21 protein-coding genes are annotated in these 22,744 nt (G+C 60.0%); 11 read left to right on the top strand and 10 right to left on the bottom strand.

The window, feature by feature from the left end; all coding sequences use genetic code 11:
* Positions 1-35: 35 nt before the first annotated feature.
* The 5 genes from AC2FF8_RS01790 to AC2FF8_RS01770 form a co-directional block, all read right to left on the bottom strand.
* Complete coding sequence (locus AC2FF8_RS01790) at positions 36-716, bottom strand: orotate phosphoribosyltransferase (RefSeq protein WP_170344088.1); 681 nt, start codon at positions 714-716, stop codon at positions 36-38.
* A 142-nt stretch (positions 717-858) separates the two neighbouring features.
* Entirely contained in the window at positions 859-2,040 is a 1,182-nt protein-coding gene (locus AC2FF8_RS01785; protein ID WP_425078366.1) for an ammonium transporter, read from the bottom strand.
* A 197-nt stretch (positions 2,041-2,237) separates the two neighbouring features.
* Complete coding sequence (locus tag AC2FF8_RS01780) at positions 2,238-2,714, bottom strand: CinA family protein (protein ID WP_496878786.1); 477 nt, start codon at positions 2,712-2,714, stop codon at positions 2,238-2,240.
* Positions 2,711-3,208 carry a phosphatidylglycerophosphatase A family protein gene (locus AC2FF8_RS01775; RefSeq protein WP_496878785.1) on the bottom strand — a complete coding sequence of 166 codons (498 nt, stop codon included), beginning with the start codon at positions 3,206-3,208 and terminating at the stop codon, positions 2,711-2,713. Before AC2FF8_RS01775 ends, AC2FF8_RS01780 begins: the two co-directional genes overlap by 4 nt.
* Positions 3,205-4,335: a bifunctional 2-C-methyl-D-erythritol 4-phosphate cytidylyltransferase/2-C-methyl-D-erythritol 2,4-cyclodiphosphate synthase gene (locus AC2FF8_RS01770; protein WP_496878784.1), complete on the bottom strand. Its 1,131-nt coding sequence runs from the start codon at positions 4,333-4,335 to the stop codon at positions 3,205-3,207. The genes AC2FF8_RS01775 and AC2FF8_RS01770 overlap by 4 nt, the downstream gene beginning before the upstream one ends.
* A gap of 182 nt (positions 4,336-4,517) precedes the next feature.
* On the opposite strand from AC2FF8_RS01770, the gene dusB reads away from it, so the two are divergent.
* The 5 genes from dusB (at position 4,518) to ntrX (ending at position 11,747) form a co-directional block, all read left to right on the top strand.
* The gene (gene dusB / locus AC2FF8_RS01765) at positions 4,518-5,501 is read left to right on the top strand and encodes a tRNA dihydrouridine synthase DusB (protein ID WP_496872194.1); all 984 of its coding nucleotides are present in this window, start codon (positions 4,518-4,520) and stop codon (positions 5,499-5,501) included.
* The gene (locus AC2FF8_RS01760; RefSeq protein ID WP_257598829.1) at positions 5,498-6,586 is read left to right on the top strand and encodes a two-component system sensor histidine kinase NtrB; all 1,089 of its coding nucleotides are present in this window, start codon (positions 5,498-5,500) and stop codon (positions 6,584-6,586) included. The genes dusB and AC2FF8_RS01760 overlap by 4 nt, the downstream gene beginning before the upstream one ends.
* Positions 6,586-7,953: a response regulator gene (locus tag AC2FF8_RS01755; RefSeq protein ID WP_496878783.1), complete on the top strand. Its 1,368-nt coding sequence runs from the start codon at positions 6,586-6,588 to the stop codon at positions 7,951-7,953. Before AC2FF8_RS01760 ends, AC2FF8_RS01755 begins: the two co-directional genes overlap by 1 nt.
* Before the next feature lie 123 nt (positions 7,954-8,076).
* A complete protein-coding gene (locus AC2FF8_RS01750; RefSeq protein ID WP_496879263.1) occupies positions 8,077-10,341 on the top strand; it encodes a sensor histidine kinase NtrY-like in 2,265 nt (754 codons plus the stop codon).
* The gene (gene ntrX, locus AC2FF8_RS01745) at positions 10,338-11,747 is read left to right on the top strand and encodes a nitrogen assimilation response regulator NtrX (protein ID WP_257598827.1); all 1,410 of its coding nucleotides are present in this window, start codon (positions 10,338-10,340) and stop codon (positions 11,745-11,747) included. Before AC2FF8_RS01750 ends, ntrX begins: the two co-directional genes overlap by 4 nt.
* Before the next feature lie 18 nt (positions 11,748-11,765).
* Here the strand turns inward: ntrX and AC2FF8_RS01740 are convergent, their stop codons facing one another.
* Positions 11,766-12,245: a hypothetical protein gene (locus AC2FF8_RS01740; protein WP_425078362.1), complete on the bottom strand. Its 480-nt coding sequence runs from the start codon at positions 12,243-12,245 to the stop codon at positions 11,766-11,768.
* Positions 12,246-12,341: 96 nt separating this feature from the next.
* Here AC2FF8_RS01740 and trkA point away from each other — a divergent pair, with 96 nt between their 5' ends.
* From trkA to AC2FF8_RS01715, 5 genes are all read left to right on the top strand, one after another.
* A complete protein-coding gene (gene trkA / locus AC2FF8_RS01735; RefSeq protein WP_496878782.1) occupies positions 12,342-13,718 on the top strand; it encodes a Trk system potassium transporter TrkA in 1,377 nt (458 codons plus the stop codon).
* A complete protein-coding gene (locus AC2FF8_RS01730; protein WP_170344097.1) occupies positions 13,718-15,256 on the top strand; it encodes a TrkH family potassium uptake protein in 1,539 nt (512 codons plus the stop codon). The genes trkA and AC2FF8_RS01730 overlap by 1 nt, the downstream gene beginning before the upstream one ends.
* 132 nt (positions 15,257-15,388) lie before the next feature.
* Positions 15,389-15,628 (top strand): RNA chaperone Hfq, encoded by a 240-nt coding sequence (gene hfq / locus AC2FF8_RS01725; RefSeq protein ID WP_005982826.1) that lies wholly within the window; start codon positions 15,389-15,391, stop codon positions 15,626-15,628.
* On the top strand, positions 15,628-16,905 hold the full coding sequence (gene hflX / locus AC2FF8_RS01720) for a GTPase HflX (RefSeq protein WP_257598824.1): 1,278 nt from the start codon (positions 15,628-15,630) through the stop codon (positions 16,903-16,905). Before hfq ends, hflX begins: the two co-directional genes overlap by 1 nt.
* Positions 16,906-16,919: 14 nt before the next feature.
* Positions 16,920-17,225: a putative quinol monooxygenase gene (locus AC2FF8_RS01715; protein ID WP_496878781.1), complete on the top strand. Its 306-nt coding sequence runs from the start codon at positions 16,920-16,922 to the stop codon at positions 17,223-17,225.
* A 1-nt stretch (position 17,226) separates the two neighbouring features.
* Here AC2FF8_RS01715 and AC2FF8_RS01710 read toward each other — a convergent pair whose 3' ends face one another.
* The 4 genes from AC2FF8_RS01710 to hemB all read right to left on the bottom strand — a co-directional run bounded on the left by AC2FF8_RS01710 (position 17,227) and on the right by hemB (position 22,079).
* Entirely contained in the window at positions 17,227-17,622 is a 396-nt protein-coding gene (locus tag AC2FF8_RS01710) for an SgcJ/EcaC family oxidoreductase (protein WP_496878780.1), read from the bottom strand.
* 109 nt (positions 17,623-17,731) lie between these two features.
* Positions 17,732-20,194, bottom strand: a complete 2,463-nt coding sequence (locus AC2FF8_RS01705; RefSeq protein WP_496878779.1) for a penicillin acylase family protein — start codon at positions 20,192-20,194, stop codon at positions 17,732-17,734.
* Positions 20,195-20,362: 168 nt separating this feature from the next.
* Positions 20,363-20,938 carry a lipid-binding SYLF domain-containing protein gene (locus tag AC2FF8_RS01700; protein ID WP_170344102.1) on the bottom strand — a complete coding sequence of 192 codons (576 nt, stop codon included), beginning with the start codon at positions 20,936-20,938 and terminating at the stop codon, positions 20,363-20,365.
* 142 nt (positions 20,939-21,080) lie between these two features.
* Entirely contained in the window at positions 21,081-22,079 is a 999-nt protein-coding gene (hemB, locus tag AC2FF8_RS01695; RefSeq protein ID WP_496878778.1) for a porphobilinogen synthase, read from the bottom strand.
* 120 nt (positions 22,080-22,199) lie between these two features.
* On the opposite strand from hemB, the gene AC2FF8_RS01690 reads away from it, so the two are divergent.
* Positions 22,200-22,724: a component of SufBCD complex gene (locus tag AC2FF8_RS01690; protein WP_170344104.1), complete on the top strand. Its 525-nt coding sequence runs from the start codon at positions 22,200-22,202 to the stop codon at positions 22,722-22,724.
* Positions 22,725-22,744: the final 20 nt, after the last annotated feature.

Below are 22,744 nucleotides of genomic sequence, written 5' to 3'. Positions count from 1 at the left end.
CTTCCGGGTTTATCCCCATTCCGTCCACAACAGGTTTACGCTGGTTTATTGGCCTCTTGCCAGCCGCGCGGATCGTTCAGAAAGGCCTCGACTTCGCTAAGGGTCTCGTCGTCAAAGGCTTTCTGAGCCTTGGCCTCGGCCAGAACATCCCACCATGTGCAGAGCGAGTGCAGCTTGACGCCATGATCACCCAGCGTTTTCTCGGTCTCGGGGAAGATGCCGTAGTAGAAAATGACGGCGGTGTGCCCGCAGGTGGCGCCGGTTTCGCGGATCGCATCGACAAAGGACAGTTTCGAGCCGCCGTCGGTTGTCAGGTCTTCGACCAGCAACACACGTTCACCTTCGCTCATCGCACCTTCGATTCGGGCGTTGCGGCCATAACCTTTGGGTTTCTTGCGAACGTAAGTCATGGGCAGGGCCATGCGCTCGGCGACCATGGCGGCAAAGGGGATGCCCGCCGTTTCCCCGCCTGCGATGTTGTCGAATGCCTCAAAGCCAGCGTCCCGCATCACCGTGACGGTCAGGAAATCCATAAGGGTCGAGCGGATGCGCGGATACGAGATCAGCTTGCGGCAGTCGATATAGGTCGGGCTGGGCAGACCGCTGGCCAGCGTGAACGGTTCCCGCGAGTTGAAATGCACGGCTTTGATCTCCAGCAACATCCGTGCGGTCAGGCGGGCGATTTCGGTGCTGTCGGGAAAGGAACTGGGGATCATGGTGCAAACCTCGGGGCTGAAAACACGTTGCGGGCTGATAGCCCGACCCTTGGGCCGGAGTCGAGAGGGATTGGACAAAAGAAAAGCGGACCCCCAAGAGGTCCGCTTTTGCCCTTGCGGGCGATGGGCAGCCAAGGTGGGCTTAACTGCTCATGTCATAGGCCCGCTCGCCATGTACCGAGAGGTCGAGGCCATTTGTCTCGGTCTCGGCGTCTACGCGAAGTGGCGTGATCTGTGCAACCAGTTTGACCAACACAAACGTGACAACTGCCGTAAAGACACCCACGATAATCAGCCCACCCAACTGCGCGGTCCAGGTTCCAAGGCCAAACAGGGCGATCATGAGCGTGCCGAAGATACCGCCGACGCCATGCACGGCGAAGACATCCAGCGTGTCGTCGATATTCAGCTTGTTGCGCACCACGCTGACGGCTTCCTGACACAGAACGCCGGCCACGGCGCCAATGATCAGGGCCTGAACCGGACCGACGAAGCCCGAAGCCGGCGTGATCGAGGCCAGACCCGCGATTGTGCCCGTGACAAGACCGACCATCGAGGCCTTGCCAAAACGGATACGTTCCCACAGGGCCCAGCTCAGCGAAGCGGTGGCTGCGGACAGGTGCGTGACGGTCAGGGCCATCGCCGCTCCGCCATCAGCGGCCAGTTGCGAACCACCGTTGAAACCGAACCAGCCGACCCACAGCATTGCGGCACCGATCATGACATAACCGGGGTTGTGCGGTGGTGTCGTGCGGTTGCGGCGCGGCCCGAGGATGACCGCGATGATCAAGGCTGCCAGACCAGCGGTTTCGTGCACCACGATACCGCCCGCAAAGTCGCGCACGCCGATCTCGCCCAGAATGCCGCCATCAGCCAGCATCCCGCCGCCCCAGATCCAGTGCACCACGGGCGCATAGCACAGCAGCATCCACAGCGCCGAGAAGGTCAGGACAAAGCCAAAGCCCACACGTTCGACATAGGCGCCCACGATCAACGCCGGGGTGATGATGGCGAAGGTCATCTGAAAGGCAAAGAACAGGATCTCGGGCAGGGTTCCCGCAAGGCTGTCCACGTCGACGCCGTTTAGGAAGGCCTTGCCCAAACCACCCCAAAGCCCGCTTTCACCGGGGCCGAACGCGATGGAATACCCAGCGACCAGCCAAAGAACGCTCATCAAACAGGCAATTGAAAAGCAATGCATGAACACGCTGAGGACATTTCGGGCACGCACGAGGCCGCCATAGAACAGGGCGAGGCCCGGCAATGTCATGAATAGGACCAACGCGGTTGCAACGATGATCCAGGCTGTATCGGCTCCGTTCATGGGCCATTCTCCCTTCCGAATGAGTGCGCCGGGCCGTCGAAATTCGGCACGGATCGGCGCTGTGTGAGCGGTGTGGGCTGTTTCAAGCCACCGTCGGTTGGAGAAAAAAGAGGCAAGGCGAAAAAAAGCGCCTGTTTTGGCGGCCTTTTTTCAACTGACTTCAAAAGAAGCGGTTTCAGGGGTCTTGTGCTGAAAGTTTAGGCGCCTGCGGAAAGGGCCGTATACAGCAGGGCCAAGGCGTGGTCACGCGCCGCGCGACGCACGGCATCGCGACCGGGTGCGCCGAATTCGACGGTTTCGACATGCGTCGGCCGCCCCTCGGCGGCCAACCCGAAACACACACGCCCTTCGGGTTTGAATTCGGACCCGCCCGGCCCGGCAATACCAGTGATCGAGACGGCAAGTTGCGCCAGTGAATTGCTCAGCGCACCTTCGGCCATTTCGCGGGCAACCTCTTCGGAAACCGCACCGTGCGCGTTCAGCGTTTCGGCCTGAACGCCCAGCATGTCCTGTTTGGCTTCGTTGGTGTAGGTGACGAAACCCCGATCCACGACGGCAGAGCTGCCGGGAATGTCAGTCAGCGCCACGGCGACCATGCCACCGGTGCAGCTTTCGGCGGTGGCGATCATCACGCACTGCGCTTTGGCGCGGTCCAGCAGGCCTGTGACGTTCATAGCCCCAGAACTCCGTGTGCGATACCGGCCAGAACCATCACTCCGATGGCTGCGAAAATGCCTGCAATCACGTCGTCCAGCATCACGCCCATCGGATCTCCGCGGCGATCAGCCCAACCAATGGGCCCCGGTTTGGTGATGTCGAACAAACGGAACAGGATGAACCCGGCAACCCAGCCGGGCCAGAGCGCGGCAATGTCGATTCCATGTGCCCAGGACGGATAGGAAATCGCCCAAAGCGCGATGAACTGGCCTGCGACTTCGTCAATGACGATTTCGGACGGGTCGTGGTCATCCTGACCCCTGGTCATCACCCGCGTGGCCCAAAGGCCGCCGAAAAAAACTGCAACCGTTGCGATCGCCAGCAACGGGAAACCACCCAGCGTGTGCAATACCCAGGCCATCGGCAGGGCCACCAGTGATCCCCAGGTGCCGGGGGCGGGGCGCAAATAGCCAACGCCGCCAACCGTACCGATCATCTGTGCGATATTCATGCCTTCACCAGACAGGCTGTGGCGAGCGAGGCGATGCCCTCGCTGCGGCCGGTAAAGCCCAGTCGCTCGGACGTTGTCGCCTTGACCGAAACCTGATCTGCGCGCAGGCCCATGATCTCAGACATCTTTTCCCGCATGGTTTCTGAATGCGGGCCAATTTTCGGATATTCGCAGACCAACGTGCAATCGACGTTCGAGATACGGTATCCCATCCGTTCCGCCAACTCGACCGCGTGGCGCAGGAAAACCTCGCTGGCTGCGCCTTTCCATTGTGGATCCGAAGGTGGGAAATGCTGTCCGATATCCCCCTGTGCCAGTGCGCCATAGATCGCATCGGTGACTGCGTGCATCCCGACATCGGCATCCGAATGGCCTTGCAGCCCGCGGTCATGTGGCACCTTCACACCGCAAAGGATCACATGATCCCCATCGCCAAAACGGTGCACGTCGTACCCGTTGCCCAGCCTTACATCCATGTCCGTTCCCATTACGCGTTCCGCCCGGGCAAAATCCTCGGGGCGGGTGATTTTCAGATTGTCGGCATCGCCCGGTACGATGCAGACATCGAGCCCGGCGGCTCGGGCAACCTCGACATCATCTGCCGCGCCGCCCGGATGGGCAGCGTGAGCGGCGGTGATGGCGTCATAGTGAAACCCTTGCGGAGTTTGCGCGGCGAACAGGTTGCTGCGATCCTGCGTGCCGGTCACAACCTGTTCACGCCCGATCCACAGCGCATCTGTCACCGCCAGCCCGGGCGCCGCCGCCGGACATGTTTCCAGGGCGTTCAGAACGTCGGTGATGATGCGGCGCGTGACGCAAGGCCGTGCAACGTCGTGGATCAAAACGCGCTGCACGTTCCGGTCGGCCAGAGCAGCCAATCCGTTGCGCACCGATCCCGCGCGATCCGTTCCGCCCGAAGCCAGGATCAGGTCGGTTTCACGGAAGTCTTCCCATGCGGCGCTATCTTCGTCGGACAGCACCAGAACTATGTGATCCACCTGTCCGCGAAAGCGCTCGATCGTCCAATCGGCCACCCGCCGGCCCGCAAGGCTGCGCCATTGCTTTGGCACGCCCCCCCCGGCGCGCGACCCGCGACCGGCGGCGACTATGATGGCGGCTGTTGTCATATGTGTGCGCTCTCCTCGTGATGGGCATTGTTTAGGCGGCGGTGAATGCAGAGGCAATCACCCATGGTCATGTGCTCAAAAAATGGGCAGATGATAGTTTTGCGGGCTTGTTGCGCGCCGTTTTGTTGTTCATATGCGCAGAAAACGATATCAAAACCACAACTGCCCAAGGATTAAGCGCGTTGACATTGCACCTTGCCGACAAGGAAATAGCACCGCCTGTTTTGCTGGCCCCCATGGCCGGAATCACCGACCGCCCGTTTCGCGATCTGGTGATGCGGTTTGGTGCGGGCATGGTGGTCAGTGAAATGGTCGCCAGTCAGGAGATGGTGCAGGCCAAACCCGGCGTGCGGGAGCGGGCGGAACTGTCCGCGGATGTGGAAAACACCGCCGTACAACTGGCAGGGCGCGAGGCCCATTGGATGGCCGAGGCGGCCCGTCAGGTGGCCGATCGTGGCGCGCGCGTGATCGACATCAACATGGGATGCCCCGCCAAGAAGGTGACAAACGGTTATTCCGGCTCGGCCCTTCTGAAAACGCCGGATCACGCGCTGGCACTGATCGAGGCCGTTGTGGGTGCGGTCGATCTGCCGGTGACGCTGAAAACCCGGCTGGGATGGGACGATAGTCTGTTGAACGCGCCCGACGTGGCGCGCCGCGCGCAGGACGCAGGTATTCAGATGGTCACGATCCATGGCCGCACACGCTGTCAGTTCTACAAGGGTCACGCTGATTGGCGGGCGATCCGGGCGGTGAAAGAGGCCGTATCGATCCCGGTCATCGCGAACGGAGATATCGTGGACACTGACGCCGCGCGAACCGCGTTGCGCCAGTCCGGCGCGGATGGGGTGATGGTGGGTCGTGGTGCTCAGGGCAAGCCCTGGCTGTTGGCGCAAATCTGTCACGACCTGTACGGGGCCGAGACACCTGACATTCCGACCGGTCATGATCTGATTGATATGGTTTGTGCGCATTATCAGTCGATGCTGGATTTCTACGGCACCGATCTGGGTCTGCGTGTCGCCCGCAAGCATCTGGGGTGGTACATGGACGAAGCCGCAACACCTGCGCCTCTGCGCCGGGCGGTCCTGACGTCACGCGATCCGGGGGAAGTGCTGCGCCTGTTGGCGGATGCGCTCAGCGTCACGGACGAGGTGGCGGCATGAATTCTGACACCAGCATCTGGAACTCGCTGCCGGTTCCGGCGTTCATTATTGATGAACAGGACCGGATATCCGATGTGAATGCTGCCGGTGAGGGGTTTCTGAACGCATCGCGCAAATCGGTGATCGGCCATCCGGTGTGGGATCAGATCGCCGTGGACGCGCCGTTGGAAGAGGCGTTCGAGCGCGCCCGCTGGCAGGGCACACCTTTGTTCGTGAATGATGTGGATGTGGGGTCGGGCAGCCGGGCGCCGCTGCAATGCGCGTTGCAGATTGCGCCTTTGGTCGGGCATCCGGGGTCCATGATCATGATCATCTCGCCTCGTGAACTGGCAGGTCGGATGACGCGGGGGAATACGGTCAAATCCGCGGCACAATCCGCCATCGGCATGGCGGAAATGCTGGCGCACGAGATCAAGAACCCGCTGGCCGGGATCACCGGTGCGGCGCAGTTGCTCAGCATGAATATACCGCCGCAAGATCTTGAACTGACTGACCTTATTGTCGCCGAAAGCCGCCGGATCGTAAAACTGCTGGAACAGGTCGAGCAATTCGGGAACCTTCAGAAACCTGACTTCAAGCCGGTCAACATCCACGATGTGCTGGATCGCGCAAGACGGTCCGCTTTGCTGGGATTTGGTGCGGATATGACGATCATCGAAGACTATGACCCGTCGCTGCCGCTGGCCTATGGAGACCCGGACCAGTTTCTGCAAGTGGTCCTGAACCTGCTTAAGAATGCGTCCGAGGCGGCGGGGCCGCAGGGCGGAACGATCCGCCTGCGCACCTATTTCGAACATTCCTTCCGGCTGCGTCGCAGTGACGGGTCGGGGCACTCGCTGCCCTTGCAGATCGAGATCATCGACGATGGTCCGGGGCTGCCTGAAGACATCCGTGGCGACATTTTCGATCCGTTCGTATCCGGCAGGGAAAACGGCACCGGCCTGGGGTTGGCGCTGGTCAGCAAGATCATCTCGGACCATGACGGCTGGATTTCGGCCGAATCCGTGCCCGGGCGAACGGTATTCAAACTGTCACTGCGCCGCGCGCCGCGAGACGCAATCGAGGACAAGAAGGAGAGCACCTGATGGATGGCACCGTACTGGTCGCGGACGACGATCGCACGATCCGCACTGTTCTGACGCAGGCCCTGACGCGTGCCGGGTGCAAGGTGCACGCGACCTCGTCGCTGACCACGTTGATGCGCTGGGTCGGCGAGGGAAAAGGGGACGTGGTGATTTCCGACGTGGTCATGCCCGATGGAAACGGGCTTGAGATGCTGCCGAAGATTGCCGAAGACCGCCCCGGTTTGCCGGTGATCGTGATTTCCGCACAAAACACCATCATGACGGCGATTCAGGCGACAGAGGCGGATGCCTATGACTATCTGCCAAAACCCTTCGACCTGCCGGATCTGATGAAACGGACGGCGCGGGCGCTGGATCAGAAACAACGTGCCCAGCCAGTACCAACCGAAGGCACAAGCGAGCGCCCCGAAGAACTGCCTCTGGTCGGGCGTACACCGGTGATGCAGGCCCTGTACCGGTTGGTTGCGCGGGTGATGAACACGGATCTCTCGGTCATGATCTCCGGCGAAAGCGGCGCGGGCAAGTCATTGATTGCGCGGGCCATTCACGATTTCTCCGACCGTCGAACCTTGCCCTTTGTCACTGTCACCGCTGCCGAATTGCGCGATCTGGAGGGCCCGGCGCGCGTGATGGCGCGGGTTCGCGGCGGCACATTGTTGATAGACGAAATCGCAGATATCGATGATGAGCTTCAGGCGCGTATCGTCCGCATGATGGACACACCGGGCGATCACGTTCCCCGTTTCATGGCCACCAGCCAGTCGGACCTGACCGAAGGGATGGAGAACGGACGTATCCGCCAGGACCTGTATTATCGTCTGTGCGGGGCCACGATCCACGTACCGTCATTGCGAGAAAGGGTGGACGACATTCCGTTGCTGGCCGAGCATTTCCTAATGCGGGAAGAGCGGGAGAACGGCACCAAGCGCTGGCTCAGCCCCGAGGCGGTGGAGCTGGTGCGGCGCTATTCGTGGCCCGGGAACGTACGGCAACTGGAAAATGCCGTGCGCCGGCTGGGTCTGACCAGCCGCGCTGACGAAATCACGAAAACCGAAGTGGAAATGGTGCTGGGCAGCCAACCAGAGGCAGAACCGGTCCTGAGCGGTGGCGAACGCGAAAAGCTGTCGACTTCGGTCGAGCGGCATTTGCGGAGGTATTTTGACTTGCACGGCAACATTCTGCCGCCCCCGGGTCTGTATCAGCGCATATTGCGTGAAGTTGAGGCCCCACTGATCGAAATCGCACTGGATGCAACCGGCGGAAATCAGGCGAAATGTGCCGATCTGTTGGGAATCAACCGAAATACGCTGCGAAAAAAGATTACGGATCTCGATATTCAGGTGACACGTCGACGCAAACTGATGTAATATCGCCACACAAACCGTGGCATCCCGGCATCTGTTGGGAAAAGATCACGATATATGGCGGTAAGCCGCGCAAGCGGCACATCAGGATGAGGGCAGACAGTGGCAACCCGAGCACAGAGCGGGATGATCCCATCGATCAGTCGATGGCGTAAATCACGGAAACTGCGCAATTTTGGCACTTTGGGGCTGGTCCTCATGGGCCCCGTTCTGGCGCTGGCCACTTACCTTGTCATCGGTCCTTTCGATCTTGGTGCGACGGCACCGACCTTGCGACTGATTCTGTTGGCCGACCTTGTTTACGTTCTGGTTGTTGCAGCACTTGTGCTTGGACAGGTTGGCAGTTTGATTGCCGCACGACGGGCCAAGTCGGCGGGTTCGCGCCTGCATTTGCGCCTGATCGGGGCGTTTACTCTGCTGGCGCTGGTACCAACCGTGACCGTGGCGATTTTTGCCGGATTGACCGTCAATATCGGCCTTGAGGGCTGGTTTTCCGACCGCGTGCGTCAGGTTGTGGGATCTTCGCTGACGGCAGCAGAAGCCTATGAACAGGAACACCGCCAGGGATTGATACAAGACGCGTCTGTTCTTGCGCGATATCTGGATAATGCACGATCGCTGGATTTCTATATCTCCGACGCTGAACTGCGTGAAGTTCTGGCGCAGGGGCAGGCTCAGATTCAACGGGGGCTGCGCGAAGCCTATGTCATCGACGGTGGTGGCGAAATCAAATCGCGCGGGGACCGGTCCTACCTGTTCAACTACGAAGCCCCAACCCCCGAACAGATTGCTGAAGCCACCGACAAGGGCTTGCTGATCATCGCCGACTGGCCCAACAACGAGTTCCGTGCGCTGGTTCCTCTGAAGGCTTATCTGGATCGCTATCTCTATGTCAGCCGCGAGGTGGACGGACAGTTGTTGACGCTGCTGGACGATACCAAGGAAACGGCACAGTTCTACCAACAGCTTGAAAGTGAACGGGGCCGGGTGCTGTTCGAGTTCGGCCTGTTGTATCTGGGCTTTGCCTTGATCCTGATCCTTGCGGCAATGTCCCTGGGCATGTGGTTTGCCGAACGGCTGTCGCGTCCCGTGGGGCGGTTGACCACTGCGGCACAGAGGGTTGGGGCCGGTGACCTGAGCGTTCAGGTGATTGAAGAAGCCAGCGACGACGAAATCGCGATGCTGGGCCGGTATTTCAACCAGATGACCCGGCAGTTGAAAGGACAGCGGGATACGCTGTTGGAGAACACGCGGCAGATTGAAAGCCGGCGCCGTCTGTTCGACTCGGTGCTCAGCTCGGTCACGTCCGGTGTCGTTGGCGTAGATCCGGAAGGATGCATCACCTTCGTGAACCGCTCGGCCGAGCGGTTGCTGGATTGGACCAGGGGCGAGCAGCATCTTGCCATCGGCATTGCAGTGCCGGAATTTCTGCCCCTGTTCGAAAGTCTGAAGGACAGCGGGCAAGAGGCCGTTCAGGGAGAAATCAAGGTGACCCGCAAGGGGCGGCTTGAGAACCTTTTGGTCCGTATGGCCATCCGGCGCGGAGAAGACGGGGGCCTGGAAGGATATGTGGTTGCCTTCGATGACGTCACCGATCTGGTCAGCGCCCAACGGATGGCGGCCTGGGGTGACGTGGCCCGCCGCATCGCGCATGAGATCAAGAACCCTCTGACCCCGATCCAGCTGAGCGCGGAACGGATCAAGCGCAAGTTCTCACGCAAGCTGGACGAGGAAGACAGCAGCAGCCTGGATTCGATGACCAACGTGATTGTGCGGCAGACCAACGACCTGCGTCGCATCGTGGATGAATTCTCGAAGTTTGCACGGATGCCTGAACCCGAGCGCAGGGAAGAGAACCTTGTTGATCTGGTGCATGAGGCGGTCCTGCTGCAACAGGCCGGGCAGCCGGATGTGCAGATCGATGCCGATCTGCCGCAACAGCCTATCATGGCGGATGTGGATGCAACCATGCTGAATCAGGCGCTGACCAACCTCATCAAGAATGCCGGGGAAGCCATTGCAACCCTTAAAGAAAAAGGGGGGCCCGACAACCTCCTGCCACAGATCAAAGTGGCGGTTACCAGTGATGACGCGGGTACGGTTATCACCATTGCAGATAACGGGATAGGTCTGCCCGAGGATCGGGCACGGCTGTTTGAACCCTATGTAACGACACGTGACGAAGGGACCGGGCTGGGCCTGCCCATCGTCAAGAAGATCATAGAAGAGCATGGCGGCGCGCTGACCCTCGAGGATGCGCCCGTATTTGACGGACAGGACCATTTTGGCGCGATGGCCGTGATCCGATTGCCGGGGGTTACAGTGTCCCCAACGGCAGCGCCACAGAAGCAGGCAATTAGAACCAACAAACTGAAAGCAGGCCAAAGATGAGTGACATTCTGATCGTAGATGATGAACGCGATATTCGCGAGCTGGTGTCCGACATTCTGGAGGACGAAGGCTATTCAACCCGGCTGGCGGCCAACTCGGACGAGTGCATGGCGTCAATCAACTCGGAACCGCCGGGGTTGTTGATCCTGGATATCTGGCTGAAGGACAGCCGCATGGATGGCATCGACATCCTGAAAGCGGTGAAACGTGACAACCCGGATGTGCCGGTGGTGATCATTTCTGGCCACGGCAACATTGAAATTGCCGTCGCCGCAATCAAGCAGGGCGCGTATGATTTTATCGAAAAGCCGTTCAACATAGACCAGTTGATGGTGGTGATCCGCCGCGCGATGGAGACCTCTCGCCTGCGTCGCGAGAATGCGTCTCTGAAGCGGAAAGAAGTCAACAATTCCGACATGATCGGCAAATCCGCCGCGTTCCGCGCCATGCAGGCGCAGTTGGACAAGGTGACCAAGTCGAATGGCCGCGTGATGCTCAGCGGCCCTGCGGGGTCCGGCAAGGAGATTGCAGCGCGATATATCCATGCCCATTCCAATCGCGCCAATGCGCCATTTGTCACGGTAAACTGTGCCGGGATCGAACCCGAGCGTGTGGAAGAGGTGCTGTTTGGCCGGGAATCGGCAGAACGCGGCGTGGAATCGGGTTTGCTGGAAGAGGCGCATGGCGGCGTGGTCTATTTTGACGAAGTTGCCGACATGCCCCTTGGGACGCAATCAAAAATCCTGCGGGTGCTGGTGGATCAGCAGTTCCAGCGTGTCGGTGGCAGTGACAAGGTGCGCGTTGACCTTCGCGTAATCTCGTCAACAAGCAAGGATCTTGACGAGGAAATCGCGGCTGAACGGTTCCGGGAAGAGCTGTACCACCGTCTGAACGTCGTCCCGATTGCCGTTCCGTCACTGGAAGATCGGCGCGAAGATATCCCGGTTCTGGCGCAGCACTTTATTGAGATGTGCAACGAAACTCAGGGTTTGCCGATCAGGGAATTGTCGGAAGAGGCCGTTGCCCTGTTGCAGACGATGACCTGGCCCGGCAACGTGCGCCAGCTCAAGAACCTGATCGAGCGGGTTCTGATCCTTGGCGATGGTTCCGGCCCGATCGAGGCGCGTGAGTTGCCCAACGAGGAAGAAAAGGCAGAAGATTCAGGTCGTGTCGTGTTGTCTGGCGCGCTGGCCACCTTGCCGTTGCGCGAAGCCCGCGAGGCGTTCGAGCGAGAGTATCTGCTGACACAGATCAACCGGTTTGGCGGCAATATCAGCCGAACGGCCAGCTTTGTAGGCATGGAACGCAGTGCCCTGCATCGGAAACTGAAATCGCTGGGCGTGGTGACTTCGAACAAATCCGGCGCGCGCGTGGCGCAAATCGATGAACCCGAACCGGCAGAATAACCTGCCGGTCGCAGGGCCTCAGCCGGCCTGACCGGGCGTTATGATCTGAAACGAGCCGTCATCGAATTTCACAAAGCACGACGCGCTGTTGAGCGGTGGCAATGTTGTCGTTCGCGTTGCGGGCACGCGTGATTTCACGTTCTGCTTGCACGGCGGCAGGCTGACGGGTCGAAACCCTTTCTGGGCCATGCATTGCGCTTCGACCGTGTTGCGCAAGCCTTGGTTCACATCCACGGTATAGACCCTGCCAGGCTGCCACCAGCCGGGCGATTGATAGCAACGACCACTGCCGTCGCAATAGGTACGCCCCGGCCAATAGGTTGGCGGGCTTTGGCGGATCTGATTGGCTACCGGCACCTCTTTGACCGCCTTCAGCTGGCACTGGGTGGTCTCTTTTTGCAGGCGCGACACGGTTTCACCTTCGCGGTAGTAAAGCGAAAGAGGTCCGCATGAGGACAACACCATCAGAGGTAGCAGTATAGGAAACAGCGTTTTCATGCGCTTATCTTGCCGCAGCCGGGCTGCGATGACAATTCAATTGACCGCTCTGGGGGCATCTGTCATTCAATCCTTTCAGGCAGAAGGGCCAGAAGCATGAAGGTCATTATTTGCGGTGCGGGGCAGGTCGGCTGGCAGATCGCGCGGCATCTTTCGGGCGAGCTGAACGATGTCACCGTCGTGGACAACAACCCCGACCTTGTACGGCGGGCGACGGAAACGCTGGATGTGCAGGGGATCGCCGGGTTTGCAAGTTACCCGGACGTGCTGGAACGGGCAGGGGCCCGTGACGCTGACATGATCATCGCCGCCACCCATTCGGATGAGGTGAACATGGTCACCTGCCAGATGGCGCACTCGGTCTTTTCGATCCAGCGCAAGATCGCGCGCCTGCGGTCGAAATCCTATCTCGAGGCGATCCACTCGGATCTGTACCGTCGTGATCATCTGCCGATTGATGTGGTGATCAGTCCCGAACGCGAAGTTGCCGCCGCTGCCATGCGCCGCCTGTCTGCCCCATCCGCCTTTGACACCGAGATTTTCATGGACGGCAAGGCGCAGCTGCTTGGGGTGCGGGTGGAAGAGGATTGCCCGATCGTGAATACACCGTTGCGGCAGCTGACGGATCTGTTCTCGACCCTCAGTTCCATCGTGGTTGGGGTGCGGCGCGAAGGCACGCTGTTTGCCCCCGAATCCGATGATCAGCTGTTTGTGGGCGACGAATGCTATGTCTTTACCAACGTCAAGGACGTGGATCGCACCATGGAAGTGTTCGGTAAGGCGCAGAAGCGGCAGGATCGCGTGGTGATCGTGGGCGGCGGAAATGTCGGGCTGGAAGTGGCCAGAACGCTGGAAGAACGCGAAAGCCGTGTGCGGGCCAAGATCATCGAGCGCGACCGCCATCGCGCTGAGCTTGCCGCCGAAGCTCTGGAACGGACGATCGTGCTGCATGGTGACGGGATGGATGCCGGGTTGCTGAGCGAGGCGGGGATCGAGCGGGCCGATGCGATGCTGGCGGTTACGGATGACGACCGTACGAACATGCTGGCCGCGGTGCGTGCCAAGGCCGAAGGCTGTGCTCTGGCGATTGCGTTGATCAACGACCCCAGCATGGTGGCCCTGATGGGGCCTCTGGGGATCGATGCCTATATCAATCCGCGGGCGACAACCGTCAGCTCGATCCTGCGACACATCCGTCATGGGCGGGTGCGTCAGGTCTATTCCATCGGGGATGCCGAGGCCGAGGTGATCGAGGCCGAGGTTCTGTCGACCTCGCCCATGGCCGGGCAACGTCTGCGCGATATCGACTTCCCCGAGGGTGTGCTTGTGGGCGCAGTCCGCAAGGGAGACGACGTTCTGCGACCGACCGGCAGCCTGCGGATCGATGAAAAAGATGTGGTCGCAATCTTTGCCATGGCCAAGGACGTGCCAGAGGTTGAACGCCTGATGCAGGTCTCAATCGATTTCTTCTGATGGCGCATGCAAGGACACAACGGGTTGGATTGTTGCGGCGGTTGCCGTTGTTCCTGCTGATCTGGGGCATTGCATCCCTGACCATGTGGATTCCGGCGATCTATGCGCTGGCACTGGATGATCACGACACGTCACGATCCTTTCTGTATTCCGGGATACTGGGCTTGTTTCTGGTGGCTACGATCGCGATGGCGTCCTCCAACCGCATACCCCGGCGCGGCACGTTGGGGCAGTTGGCGGTGATGCTGGGCTGTTTCACGCTGCTGCCCATCTTTCTTGCGATCCCGTTTCACGACGCGCTTGGAACCACCACCTTTCTGAACGCCTATTTCGATATGGTCAGTTCTCTGACGACCACGGGGGCGGACCTGTTTCCGGATCCGGCCCGTCTGACGGCCCCGTTGCATTTGTGGCGCGCCATGGTCGGTTGGATGGGGGGCCTGCTGATGTGGATCGCCGCGGCGGCGATCCTTGCGCCGCTGTCGCTTGGCGGGTTCGAAGTCACCACCAGAGGCCAGCCGGGGCGCCCGGTGTCAGGGGTGGCACAGAGCGAACGCGTGGACCCGCGTGGCCGTCTGATCCGTGTGGCCAGGACCCTGACGCCAGTCTATGTCGGGCTGACGACCGTGATCTGGGTTCTTCTGTTGATCTCGGGTGAAGTCGGTCTGACGGCCGTGTGCCATGCGATGGCAGTAATGGCCACGTCCGGCATCTCTCCGGTCGGGGGCATGGAAGGGGCGCAGGCCGGGTTTACGGGCGAAGCCATTCTGTTTCTGTTCCTGTTCTTTGCGCTCTCGCGCCTGACATTTTCGAAGGATACCGCGACAACGGGCTATTCCCGTCTGGATAAGGATCCGGAGTTTCGTATCGGTCTGATGATTGTCTTGGCTGTCGCAATCCTGTTGTTTTTCCGGGTTGTTGCGGGCGTGACGGAAATCGGTGGTCAAATGGAACCAATGCAGGCTTTGCAGGTCATTTGGGGGATGCTGTTCACCGTTCTGGCTTTCCTGACGACGGCCGGCTTTGAAAGCGCGAACTGGAACGACGCACAGCAACTGTCGGGTTTGGGAACGCCCGGTTTGCTGTTGATGGGGCTGGCATTGATCGGCGGAGGCGTCGCGACGACGGCCGGGGGGGTCAAACTGTTGCGGGTCTTCGCCCTGTATCTGAACGGCGCGCGTGAGATTGATCGCCTGATCTATCCTTCGTCCATCAGCAGTGCAGGGGGTGGCAATCGCCGCATTCAAAGCGATGGGGCGTTCATCGCCTGGATCTTTCTGATGCTCTTTGCGCTGACTCTTGCGGTGTTCAACCTTCTGCTGGCGGCGATGGGGTCCGGGTTCGAACAGGCCATGGTGCTTAGCGTGGCCACGCTCAGCACGACGGGGCCGTTGATCGAGTTGGCCACGGACGTTCCAATTCGCCTGATCGACCTCTCCGCGGGTGCCAAACTGACGTTGTGCGCGGCGATGGTCGTAGGTCGCCTGGAAACGCTGGCGATCATCGCCCTGATCACCCCGTCGCTTTGGCGGGATTGAGCCGGGTGTAACTTGCGGTGGCTAACGCCTGATTTTTCATCTGGAATATCTGTGCGTAGCACTCCATACTCTGCCGGAGGGAGCGCGTTGGTCCGCAGCGCGTAGCAAGAACAATGGCGAGATTATAAAAATATGGCTTCGGACAGACAGAATCTTCAGGATGCCTTCCTGAACAATGTACGGAAAGCTAAGGTTCCGGTCACGATTTTCCTGATCAACGGCGTGAAATTGCAGGGTGTTATCACCTGGTTCGACAATTTCTGCGTATTGTTGCGCCGCGACGGACAGTCGCAGTTGGTATACAAGCACGCGATTTCGACCATCATGCCGTCACAGCCGATCAACCTGTATGAGGGCGAAGACGCCTCTTGATGGAACATGACCGGATGCGCACCCGGGCTTGGGTGCTGCATCCCGAAATCAAATCAGATGAACAGCGCCGTGTCCCTGAACCGGCGCTGGAAGAGGCGGTGGCACTGGCCGCCGCATTGCCCGATCTGGATGTGATCGGATCCGAAATCGTGCGCCTTCAACGCGCGCAGGCCGGGTATTTGTTCGGCAGCGGCAAGATTGAAGAACTTGGTGAGCGTTTTCACGACAACGAAGTTGAACTGGTTCTGATCGACGGGCCGGTGACACCGGTGCAGCAACGCAATCTGGAAAAGGCGTGGAAGGTCAAGATCCTCGACAGGACCGGGTTGATCCTTGAGATTTTCAGCGATCGCGCCCGTACGCGGGAAGGCGTGTTGCAGGTCGAGATGGCGGCGCTCAGCTATCAGCGGACGCGGCTGGTACGGGCGTGGACCCACCTTGAACGCCAGCGCGGTGGTTTGGGATTTGTCGGCGGACCCGGCGAAACCCAGATCGAAGCCGACCGCCGCGCCATTGACGAACAACTGGTGCGCTTGCGGCGGCAGTTGCAGAAGGTGGTCAAGACCCGGACACTGCACCGTGCCGCCCGGGCCAAGGTGCCCTATCCAATCGTCGCTCTCGTTGGGTATACGAACGCAGGGAAATCCACGCTGTTCAATCACTTGACCGGGGCCGAGGTGATGGCCAAGGACATGCTGTTCGCCACGCTGGACCCGACCATGCGTCGCGTGCAACTGCCTGATGGCCCCGAAGTGATCCTGTCGGACACGGTGGGCTTTATCTCGAACCTTCCGACCGAGCTTGTGGCAGCCTTCCGGGCGACGCTGGAAGAGGTCTTGGGTGCCGATCTGATCGTCCATGTGCGTGATATCAGCCACGAGGAAACAGAGGCGCAGGCGCAGGATGTCGAGGCGATCCTGACCTCGCTGGGCGTCGACGACGAGCGGCCCCGGCTTGAGGTTTGGAACAAGATTGACCTGCTGAGCGCCGATGAGCGCGAGGCGACGCTGGCGCGCGCGGACCGAGATCCCGAGATTTTTGCGATTTCAGCGGTCACCGGCGAAGGCATCGCACCTTTGCTGTCCGAGATCGCGATGCGTCTGCAAGGTGCACGGCGTGAGGCGGTATTGGATCTGTCTTTCTCTGACGGGGACAAGCGGGCCTGGCTGTTCCGCCAGGATGTCGTAAGCAGCGAAGAACAGACCGAGGACGGGTTTCGCATCACCGTTCTGTGGACCGAGAAACAAGCGGCTCAGTTCGAGGCGCTGAAGAATTAGCGTTGGGGATGGATATGTCTGACAAGCCGGACCAAAGAGTGTTCCTGAACGGCCATATAGATGTGCCTGCGGACCGGCTGGAGGAGGTGCGCGCAGCGTTGCCGGACCATGTGAAACTGACCCGCGCGGAACAGGGCTGTATATCTTTCGACGTGATCGAGGATCAGACCTGTCCGGGTCGGTTCAACGTGTCAGAAGTGTTTGCGGATCAGCAGGCTTTCGATGCACATCAGGCCCGGACACGGGCATCTGACTGGGCTCGGGTCACTCAGGGGATACCGCGAGACTACAGGATAGAACGCGCATCCAACGGACGTTGAGTCAGGCCCCGTCTATCTGCCGTTGGTGGTCACCCGCGTCGAACCAGCCCAACGAGGACTGTACAAGGTAATCTGGCGTCAGTTCCCATTCCTCCCATCCACGTGTGACAACGTGATTGCCGGTTACGGAATGGTGCCCTTCGCGGGTCCAGACGAATATGGCATGCGTTCCGGCCCATCGCATCATGTCACAGCGCACTTCCAGATCTGGAAAGCTGGCGTAGGATTCGCGTACCAGGTTGGCGATTGCTTCGCGTCCTTTGGCTGGTTCGCTATCGTTGAAGGTGATCTGCCCGTTATGTGCAAAGAAACCGGCAACTGCGTCAGCGTCGCCAGAACTCCATGCGATTGCGTAGTCGCGCGCAAGATTATTTAGGACATCCCGAATACTGGCCATACTCGCCCCCCTTTGGTCCCACATAATCGGTCCGATAATGTTAGGCGAATTTGACCTTGGGCGCCACGAGGGCCGAAAAATCGGGGCGGGGACTTGCCGAATAGGCGGATTATCGCGGGATCAGATTGGTTGTTCCGACAGCCGCGGCACGGGCCAGATCAAGGTCCAGTGACATGGGGATGTATTCGCCGCGCCGCCACAGCTGCGCCTGATCGTCATAGTAGCGCGACAGGAAGTGACCCGATTGCCCGGTCGCCGTTATGAAAACCGAGCTGTTGGGGTCAGCAAAGTCATAAACACCGCGATACCCGGCGCCGTGCACGTTCTGGAACGGATCAGGCCCTTCGCCTGACGTGCGGCCTCGCAGCAATGTGTTGTCGCCGCCGCTGGTCGATTGGCGAATGTTCACAAAAAACCGCAATATCGGGACAGAGCCCAGCACGGGATGATCATGAGTTGCCTGATGCGCGTCGCCCCAACGCAGGGATTCAAGCGCGCTGCCATATCGTTCAGAGATCCAGATCAGCGCGTCGTCCAGCGCAAGCCGCGCCATCTCGGTGCATGTCTCGACCGGTGCGCTTTGAACCACGTCGCACCAGACACCCGCCCCGTCAATGTCGCGATAGACCCGTTCGATGAACAGCGGTTCGACATGTTTGTATTCGCTGGCCAGAGGCCCAAGCTCGTCCGAGATCAGCCGGATTTGCAGCGCACGCAGCCAGGCCGCATAGATCAACGGCTCGGGCAGGTGTTCGTTCATCTCACCGTTCCACTCCGCCAGCAGCGACAGCGCGATCTGACGCTGGCGTTCCGGCGTTCCTTCGGGGGCCGAAGCCCCGGTGAACCACAGATCGGCACCGATCAGCGGCAACAGGGACCGCGCGGTAAAGCTGACCGTGTCCAGCTGTGCCTCGATAAAGCTGTCGCGGGTATGCACCTCGCGCGATTGCATCAGGCGTTCCCAGCGATGCACGCGCTGCGTATCGCCCCATTCATACGAGACGTGATCCGGGAACGGGCGATCGATGATCTTGTTGTTCGTGTTGCCCAGAACACCGCCGACGGGGGCCACGAATTCCGGGTTGTCGGCATAGGGCAGGCGGCCTTGCCAGCGATTGGCCTCGATCCAGCCGGGCGAGGGGATACGCCCACGGCTTTGGTTTTGCGGATCACGCCGAGGCATGGCGCCGATCAGCTTCATCCCAATGGTCGTCTTGTCGACCAGCGACAGGTTCTGAGACGGCGCGATGAACTGTTCGCCGACCGCGATGGCCTGTTCGACGTTGTCGGCGTTCATCAGCGCCATGGACGCCGACATCGACGTGTCCTGCGGGCTGAGTGCCGTCCAGGACAGCGATGCCACATGTCCCGGCGGGGTGATGGTTTCCAGCTTGTAGTCCGTGCCCGGCAGCACCGGCCCGTTCTCGGTCCAGCGCAGGGTCAGCGTAACCGGAGCTTCCCCCTTGATCTCGATGATCGAAGGGCGGGTCCGGAATTTCTTGAAGCCGGTCGGGGTCAGGTATTCCTCGGGGTTGTCGGGATTAAGCTGCTCGATATGAACGTCCTGATCGTCAAGATACGAGGATGTAAGCCCCCATCCCAACCGGTCGCTGCGTCCGGTCATGATGGCGGGCACACCCGGGATCGAGGCCCCGATGACACCGCCTTTTTCCAGGCCGAGATGTGCCAGGTACCAAATCCCGGGCGCAGTGAAACCCAAATGAGGGTCGTTGGCCAACAGGGTTCCGCCACTTGCAGAACGTGACGGCGCGGCGGTCCAGGCGTTAGAAGCTCCGGCAAGACCACGTTTGGGAAGGGGTGAAAGAGGTGTTTCGGGAATGTCCGTTCCCGCAGCATAACGCGGAAGTTCTGGGAACAGGGTGGCATATTCGGGCAGCGCGGCAATGCCGGGTCCGGGAACGTCGGGCAGGATGTCGGCCAGACGTTCTGGGTTGTTCAGCATCAAGGACGTGCGCGCGCGCAGAACTTCATCGGTCAGGTGGCCTGACAGTTGCAGCGCCATCAGCTTGATTATTGCGATACTGTCACCCGGTTGCCAGGGCGAGACCGGGGCGTTGAACAGGAACATCTCGGGTGCGCCGCGACCCAGCGCCTCTTCGTTGATCTCGGTCAGGCGGGCATTGACCCCGGCAGAGTAGGCGCGCAAGGCGGCCTTGGTATAATCGTCCTGCACCTCGACCGAGCGGTGGGCCAGCCCATAAAGGTCCAACCTGCGCAGCAGCTTGTCGATGTGAAGCGTGCGCGGGCCAAAGACCTCGGACAGTCGGCCTTGCGCGGTACGGCGCATGACAGTCATCTGCCACAGTCGATCCTGTGCATGGGCATATCCCAACCCAAAGAACACATCGGGATCGGTCTGGCCCAGAATATGCGGTACGTTGGCGGTGTCGCGTACGATCTCGACCGGGGCGGTCAGACCTTCGACCTCAAGCGTTTGGTCATAGTCCGGCAGGGATTGGCTGGCCAGAAAATAGACAAGGCCCATTGCGGCGAGGATCAAAATGATCAGACCCGACGCGATGCGCACCAGCCAGCGGAAAACAAGACCCATTACTGCCTCAATTCTTGTTCAGACGAATGTTGCGCAGAGACTAGAGGATGGTCGGTCCGACCGAAAGAGGAACGCGGCAAGAACCTGCGCGGGAAGGGTTGAAATCAAATGCCCCGCCGCAGTGTTGTGCTGCGACGGGGCCATGTGTGGGGGAAGTGGTAATCCGGGTTATGGAATGATGCGGGTATATTTCGTACCTTCGACGGTCGCGCCGAATTTAAGACCGGCCTGGCCGAAGACCACCGCCAGCACCGGCGAACGCAGTGTTGTCGTGTCCGTGGACAAGGAATTCCCTGTTGCGTCAACCACATATCCAATATCGGCACCGGCTGTCCATCCGCTGGAACGGCGGAAATCGTTCAGCGCATCCTCGGTCATGAAGAACAGGATATGCGCATATTGCTGCGCACCGATTTGCAGACCTGCGGTTCCGGAAATTGCAGAATAGTAATCGACCGTAGCGCCGTTGATGCGCAGCGCGCCTTGGCCGTAGGCACCGCCAAAGAAGATCAATCCGGCGTCGGTGATCAGGGGCATAACCAACATGCCGTTGGCTTTGTTCGCGATTTCCACGGTGTTGGGATACCGGCTGTACATTTCGGTCAGCGTGGCATCGACGCGGGCGTCGATCATGGACGAGTTTGAATTGCCGACGCCGTTGCCGCAGGCGGCGGTCAGGGACAGGCCTGCCATGCCCAAGGCAAAGCCGCGACGGTTCAGTCGGGGGGAGTTGGAACTGCTCATGGTTTTTTTCTCTGTAACTGTGCCTGATGTGTCGGGTCATCCCGATCTTGCCGGCAAGGATACGCCGATTAGGGCGATGTGTCACGGGAAAGCTGCCCGCTCAAGGGGGCTTGTCGGCGAAAAATTGCGACTCTTCGGGGTTTTAGCCTTGCAGGATGCGGGCAACCTGAGGCGAAAAATAGGTCAGAATACCGTCGCACCCGGCGCGCTTGAAGGCCAGCAGGCTTTCCAGCATCGCCTTTTCTGCGTCGATCCAGCCATTCTGGGCGGCCGCCTGGATCATCGCGTATTCGCCCGAGACCTGGTAGGCATAGGTGGGTGCGCCAAAGCTGTCTTTCACACGGCGACAGATATCCAGATAGGGCATCCCCGGTTTGATCATCACCATGTCCGCGCCCTCGGTCAGATCGCGTTCGATCAGCCGCAGGGCTTCGTTCGAGTTGGCCGGGTCCATCTGATAGGTTTTCTTGTCACCGGTCAGCGCGCCCGAGGCGCCGACGGCGTCGCGGAAGGGGCCGTAAAAAGCGCTGGCGTATTTCGCGGCATAGCTGAGGATCATCACGTTGTGATGCCCGGCGCCTTCCAAAGCGCGGCGCATTTCCCCGATCCGGCCGTCCATCATGTCCGAAGGTCCGATGATGTCGGCTCCGGCGTCGGCCTGGGCAAGGGTCATCTTGACCAGCGCTTCGATGGTCTGATCATTCACGATCTCGCCGTCGACGACGTAACCGTCATGACCGTTGATATTGTAAGGGTCCAGCGCCACGTCCGTCATCACCGCGATGTCAGGGGCTGCCGCCTTGATCGCCCGGATGGCCCGGTTCGACAGGTTGTCGGGGTTCCAGGCCTCGGCGCAGTCTTCTGTTTTCAGCGCAGAATCCGTGTAGGGAAAGATGCAGATCGCCGGGATTCCAAGCGCCTGCGCTTCGACGGCCGCTTTTGCAATCAGATCCACCGACCGGCGGACCACGCCCGGCATCGAGGGTACGGGCTCTTCAACCCCTTCGCCGTCGCGTACGAAAACGGGCCAGATCAGGTCATCCGTGGTCAAGGTGTTCTCGCGCACAAGCCCGCGAATTGCCCGGGATTGACGGGCACGCCGAAAGCGGGTCATGGGATAGGGTGCAATGGTCGGTTTCATGGCGCGTTCTCCTTGAACATTCGTGCATTGGGTGGCATGAATTCACAAAGGTCTCAAGGGTATCAATGGACGCGGCAGCGTGGCCGAACCTCTCTGAGTGGTTTGAATAAAGGGTTGGGTTTGGACTGGTACTCTTCGATCTTTGAAGTCATCGACATGCGCAGCTTCTCGAATCTCTGGTTCTGGATCGTGCTGGCGGTTGTCTGGTCATCAGCCAGTCACTGGGTGATGGGCATTCCCTACGATCTGGTGGTGCGTGCACGGCGCATTGGCGGGCAGGTCGAGATCGACCTTCTCGACATCGTTCGCATACACACCAACCGGATACTTTTGATCGTCGACATGTCAGGAACCATCCTGTTGGCGTTCGGGAGTTTTTTGTTCACCGGACTGGCCACGCTGGGGTTCTATTACGGCGTCGAGTTCGCGCAGGCCGTGTTCCTTCTTCTGTTTCCATTGACGCTTGTTCTGCTGGTGAACATCGTGCATGCACGACGGTTGCGGCGGCAGGAACTGACGCTCGACTCGGTTTCGAAAACCATTGCGCGCTGTCGGCTCTATACCCAGATCATAGGCATGATCTCGATACTGGTCACTTCGTTCTGGGGCATGTATCAGAACATCTCGATTGGCGTTCTGGGATAGCAAAATCTGAAAGGCGAGGC

It is taken from the genome of Ruegeria sp. YTSA144, assembly GCF_059610125.1.
This window is presented reverse-complemented; position numbering and strand designations above follow the sequence as displayed.

Excerpts from the sequence above, each read along its gene's own strand:
- AC2FF8_RS01790 (WP_170344088.1), bottom strand. The coding sequence starts at position 716 with ATGATCCCCAGTTCCTTTCCCGACAGCACCGAAATCGCCCGCCTGACC.
- AC2FF8_RS01785 (WP_425078366.1), bottom strand. The coding sequence starts at position 2,040 with ATGAACGGAGCCGATACAGCCTGGATCATCGTTGCAACCGCGTTGGTC.
- AC2FF8_RS01780 (WP_496878786.1), bottom strand. The coding sequence starts at position 2,714 with ATGAACGTCACAGGCCTGCTGGACCGCGCCAAAGCGCAGTGCGTGATG.
- AC2FF8_RS01775 (WP_496878785.1), bottom strand. The coding sequence starts at position 3,208 with ATGAATATCGCACAGATGATCGGTACGGTTGGCGGCGTTGGCTATTTG.
- AC2FF8_RS01770 (WP_496878784.1), bottom strand. The coding sequence starts at position 4,335 with ATGACAACAGCCGCCATCATAGTCGCCGCCGGTCGCGGGTCGCGCGCC.
- AC2FF8_RS01760 (WP_257598829.1), top strand. The coding sequence starts at position 5,498 with ATGAATTCTGACACCAGCATCTGGAACTCGCTGCCGGTTCCGGCGTTC.
- AC2FF8_RS01755 (WP_496878783.1), top strand. The coding sequence starts at position 6,586 with ATGGATGGCACCGTACTGGTCGCGGACGACGATCGCACGATCCGCACT.
- AC2FF8_RS01750 (WP_496879263.1), top strand. The coding sequence starts at position 8,077 with ATGATCCCATCGATCAGTCGATGGCGTAAATCACGGAAACTGCGCAAT.
- ntrX (WP_257598827.1), top strand. The coding sequence starts at position 10,338 with ATGAGTGACATTCTGATCGTAGATGATGAACGCGATATTCGCGAGCTG.
- AC2FF8_RS01740 (WP_425078362.1), bottom strand. The coding sequence starts at position 12,245 with ATGAAAACGCTGTTTCCTATACTGCTACCTCTGATGGTGTTGTCCTCA.
- trkA (WP_496878782.1), top strand. The coding sequence starts at position 12,342 with ATGAAGGTCATTATTTGCGGTGCGGGGCAGGTCGGCTGGCAGATCGCG.
- AC2FF8_RS01730 (WP_170344097.1), top strand. The coding sequence starts at position 13,718 with ATGGCGCATGCAAGGACACAACGGGTTGGATTGTTGCGGCGGTTGCCG.
- hfq (WP_005982826.1), top strand. The coding sequence starts at position 15,389 with ATGGCTTCGGACAGACAGAATCTTCAGGATGCCTTCCTGAACAATGTA.
- hflX (WP_257598824.1), top strand. The coding sequence starts at position 15,628 with ATGGAACATGACCGGATGCGCACCCGGGCTTGGGTGCTGCATCCCGAA.
- AC2FF8_RS01715 (WP_496878781.1), top strand. The coding sequence starts at position 16,920 with ATGTCTGACAAGCCGGACCAAAGAGTGTTCCTGAACGGCCATATAGAT.
- AC2FF8_RS01710 (WP_496878780.1), bottom strand. The coding sequence starts at position 17,622 with ATGGCCAGTATTCGGGATGTCCTAAATAATCTTGCGCGCGACTACGCA.
- AC2FF8_RS01705 (WP_496878779.1), bottom strand. The coding sequence starts at position 20,194 with ATGGGTCTTGTTTTCCGCTGGCTGGTGCGCATCGCGTCGGGTCTGATC.
- AC2FF8_RS01700 (WP_170344102.1), bottom strand. The coding sequence starts at position 20,938 with ATGAGCAGTTCCAACTCCCCCCGACTGAACCGTCGCGGCTTTGCCTTG.
- hemB (WP_496878778.1), bottom strand. The coding sequence starts at position 22,079 with ATGAAACCGACCATTGCACCCTATCCCATGACCCGCTTTCGGCGTGCC.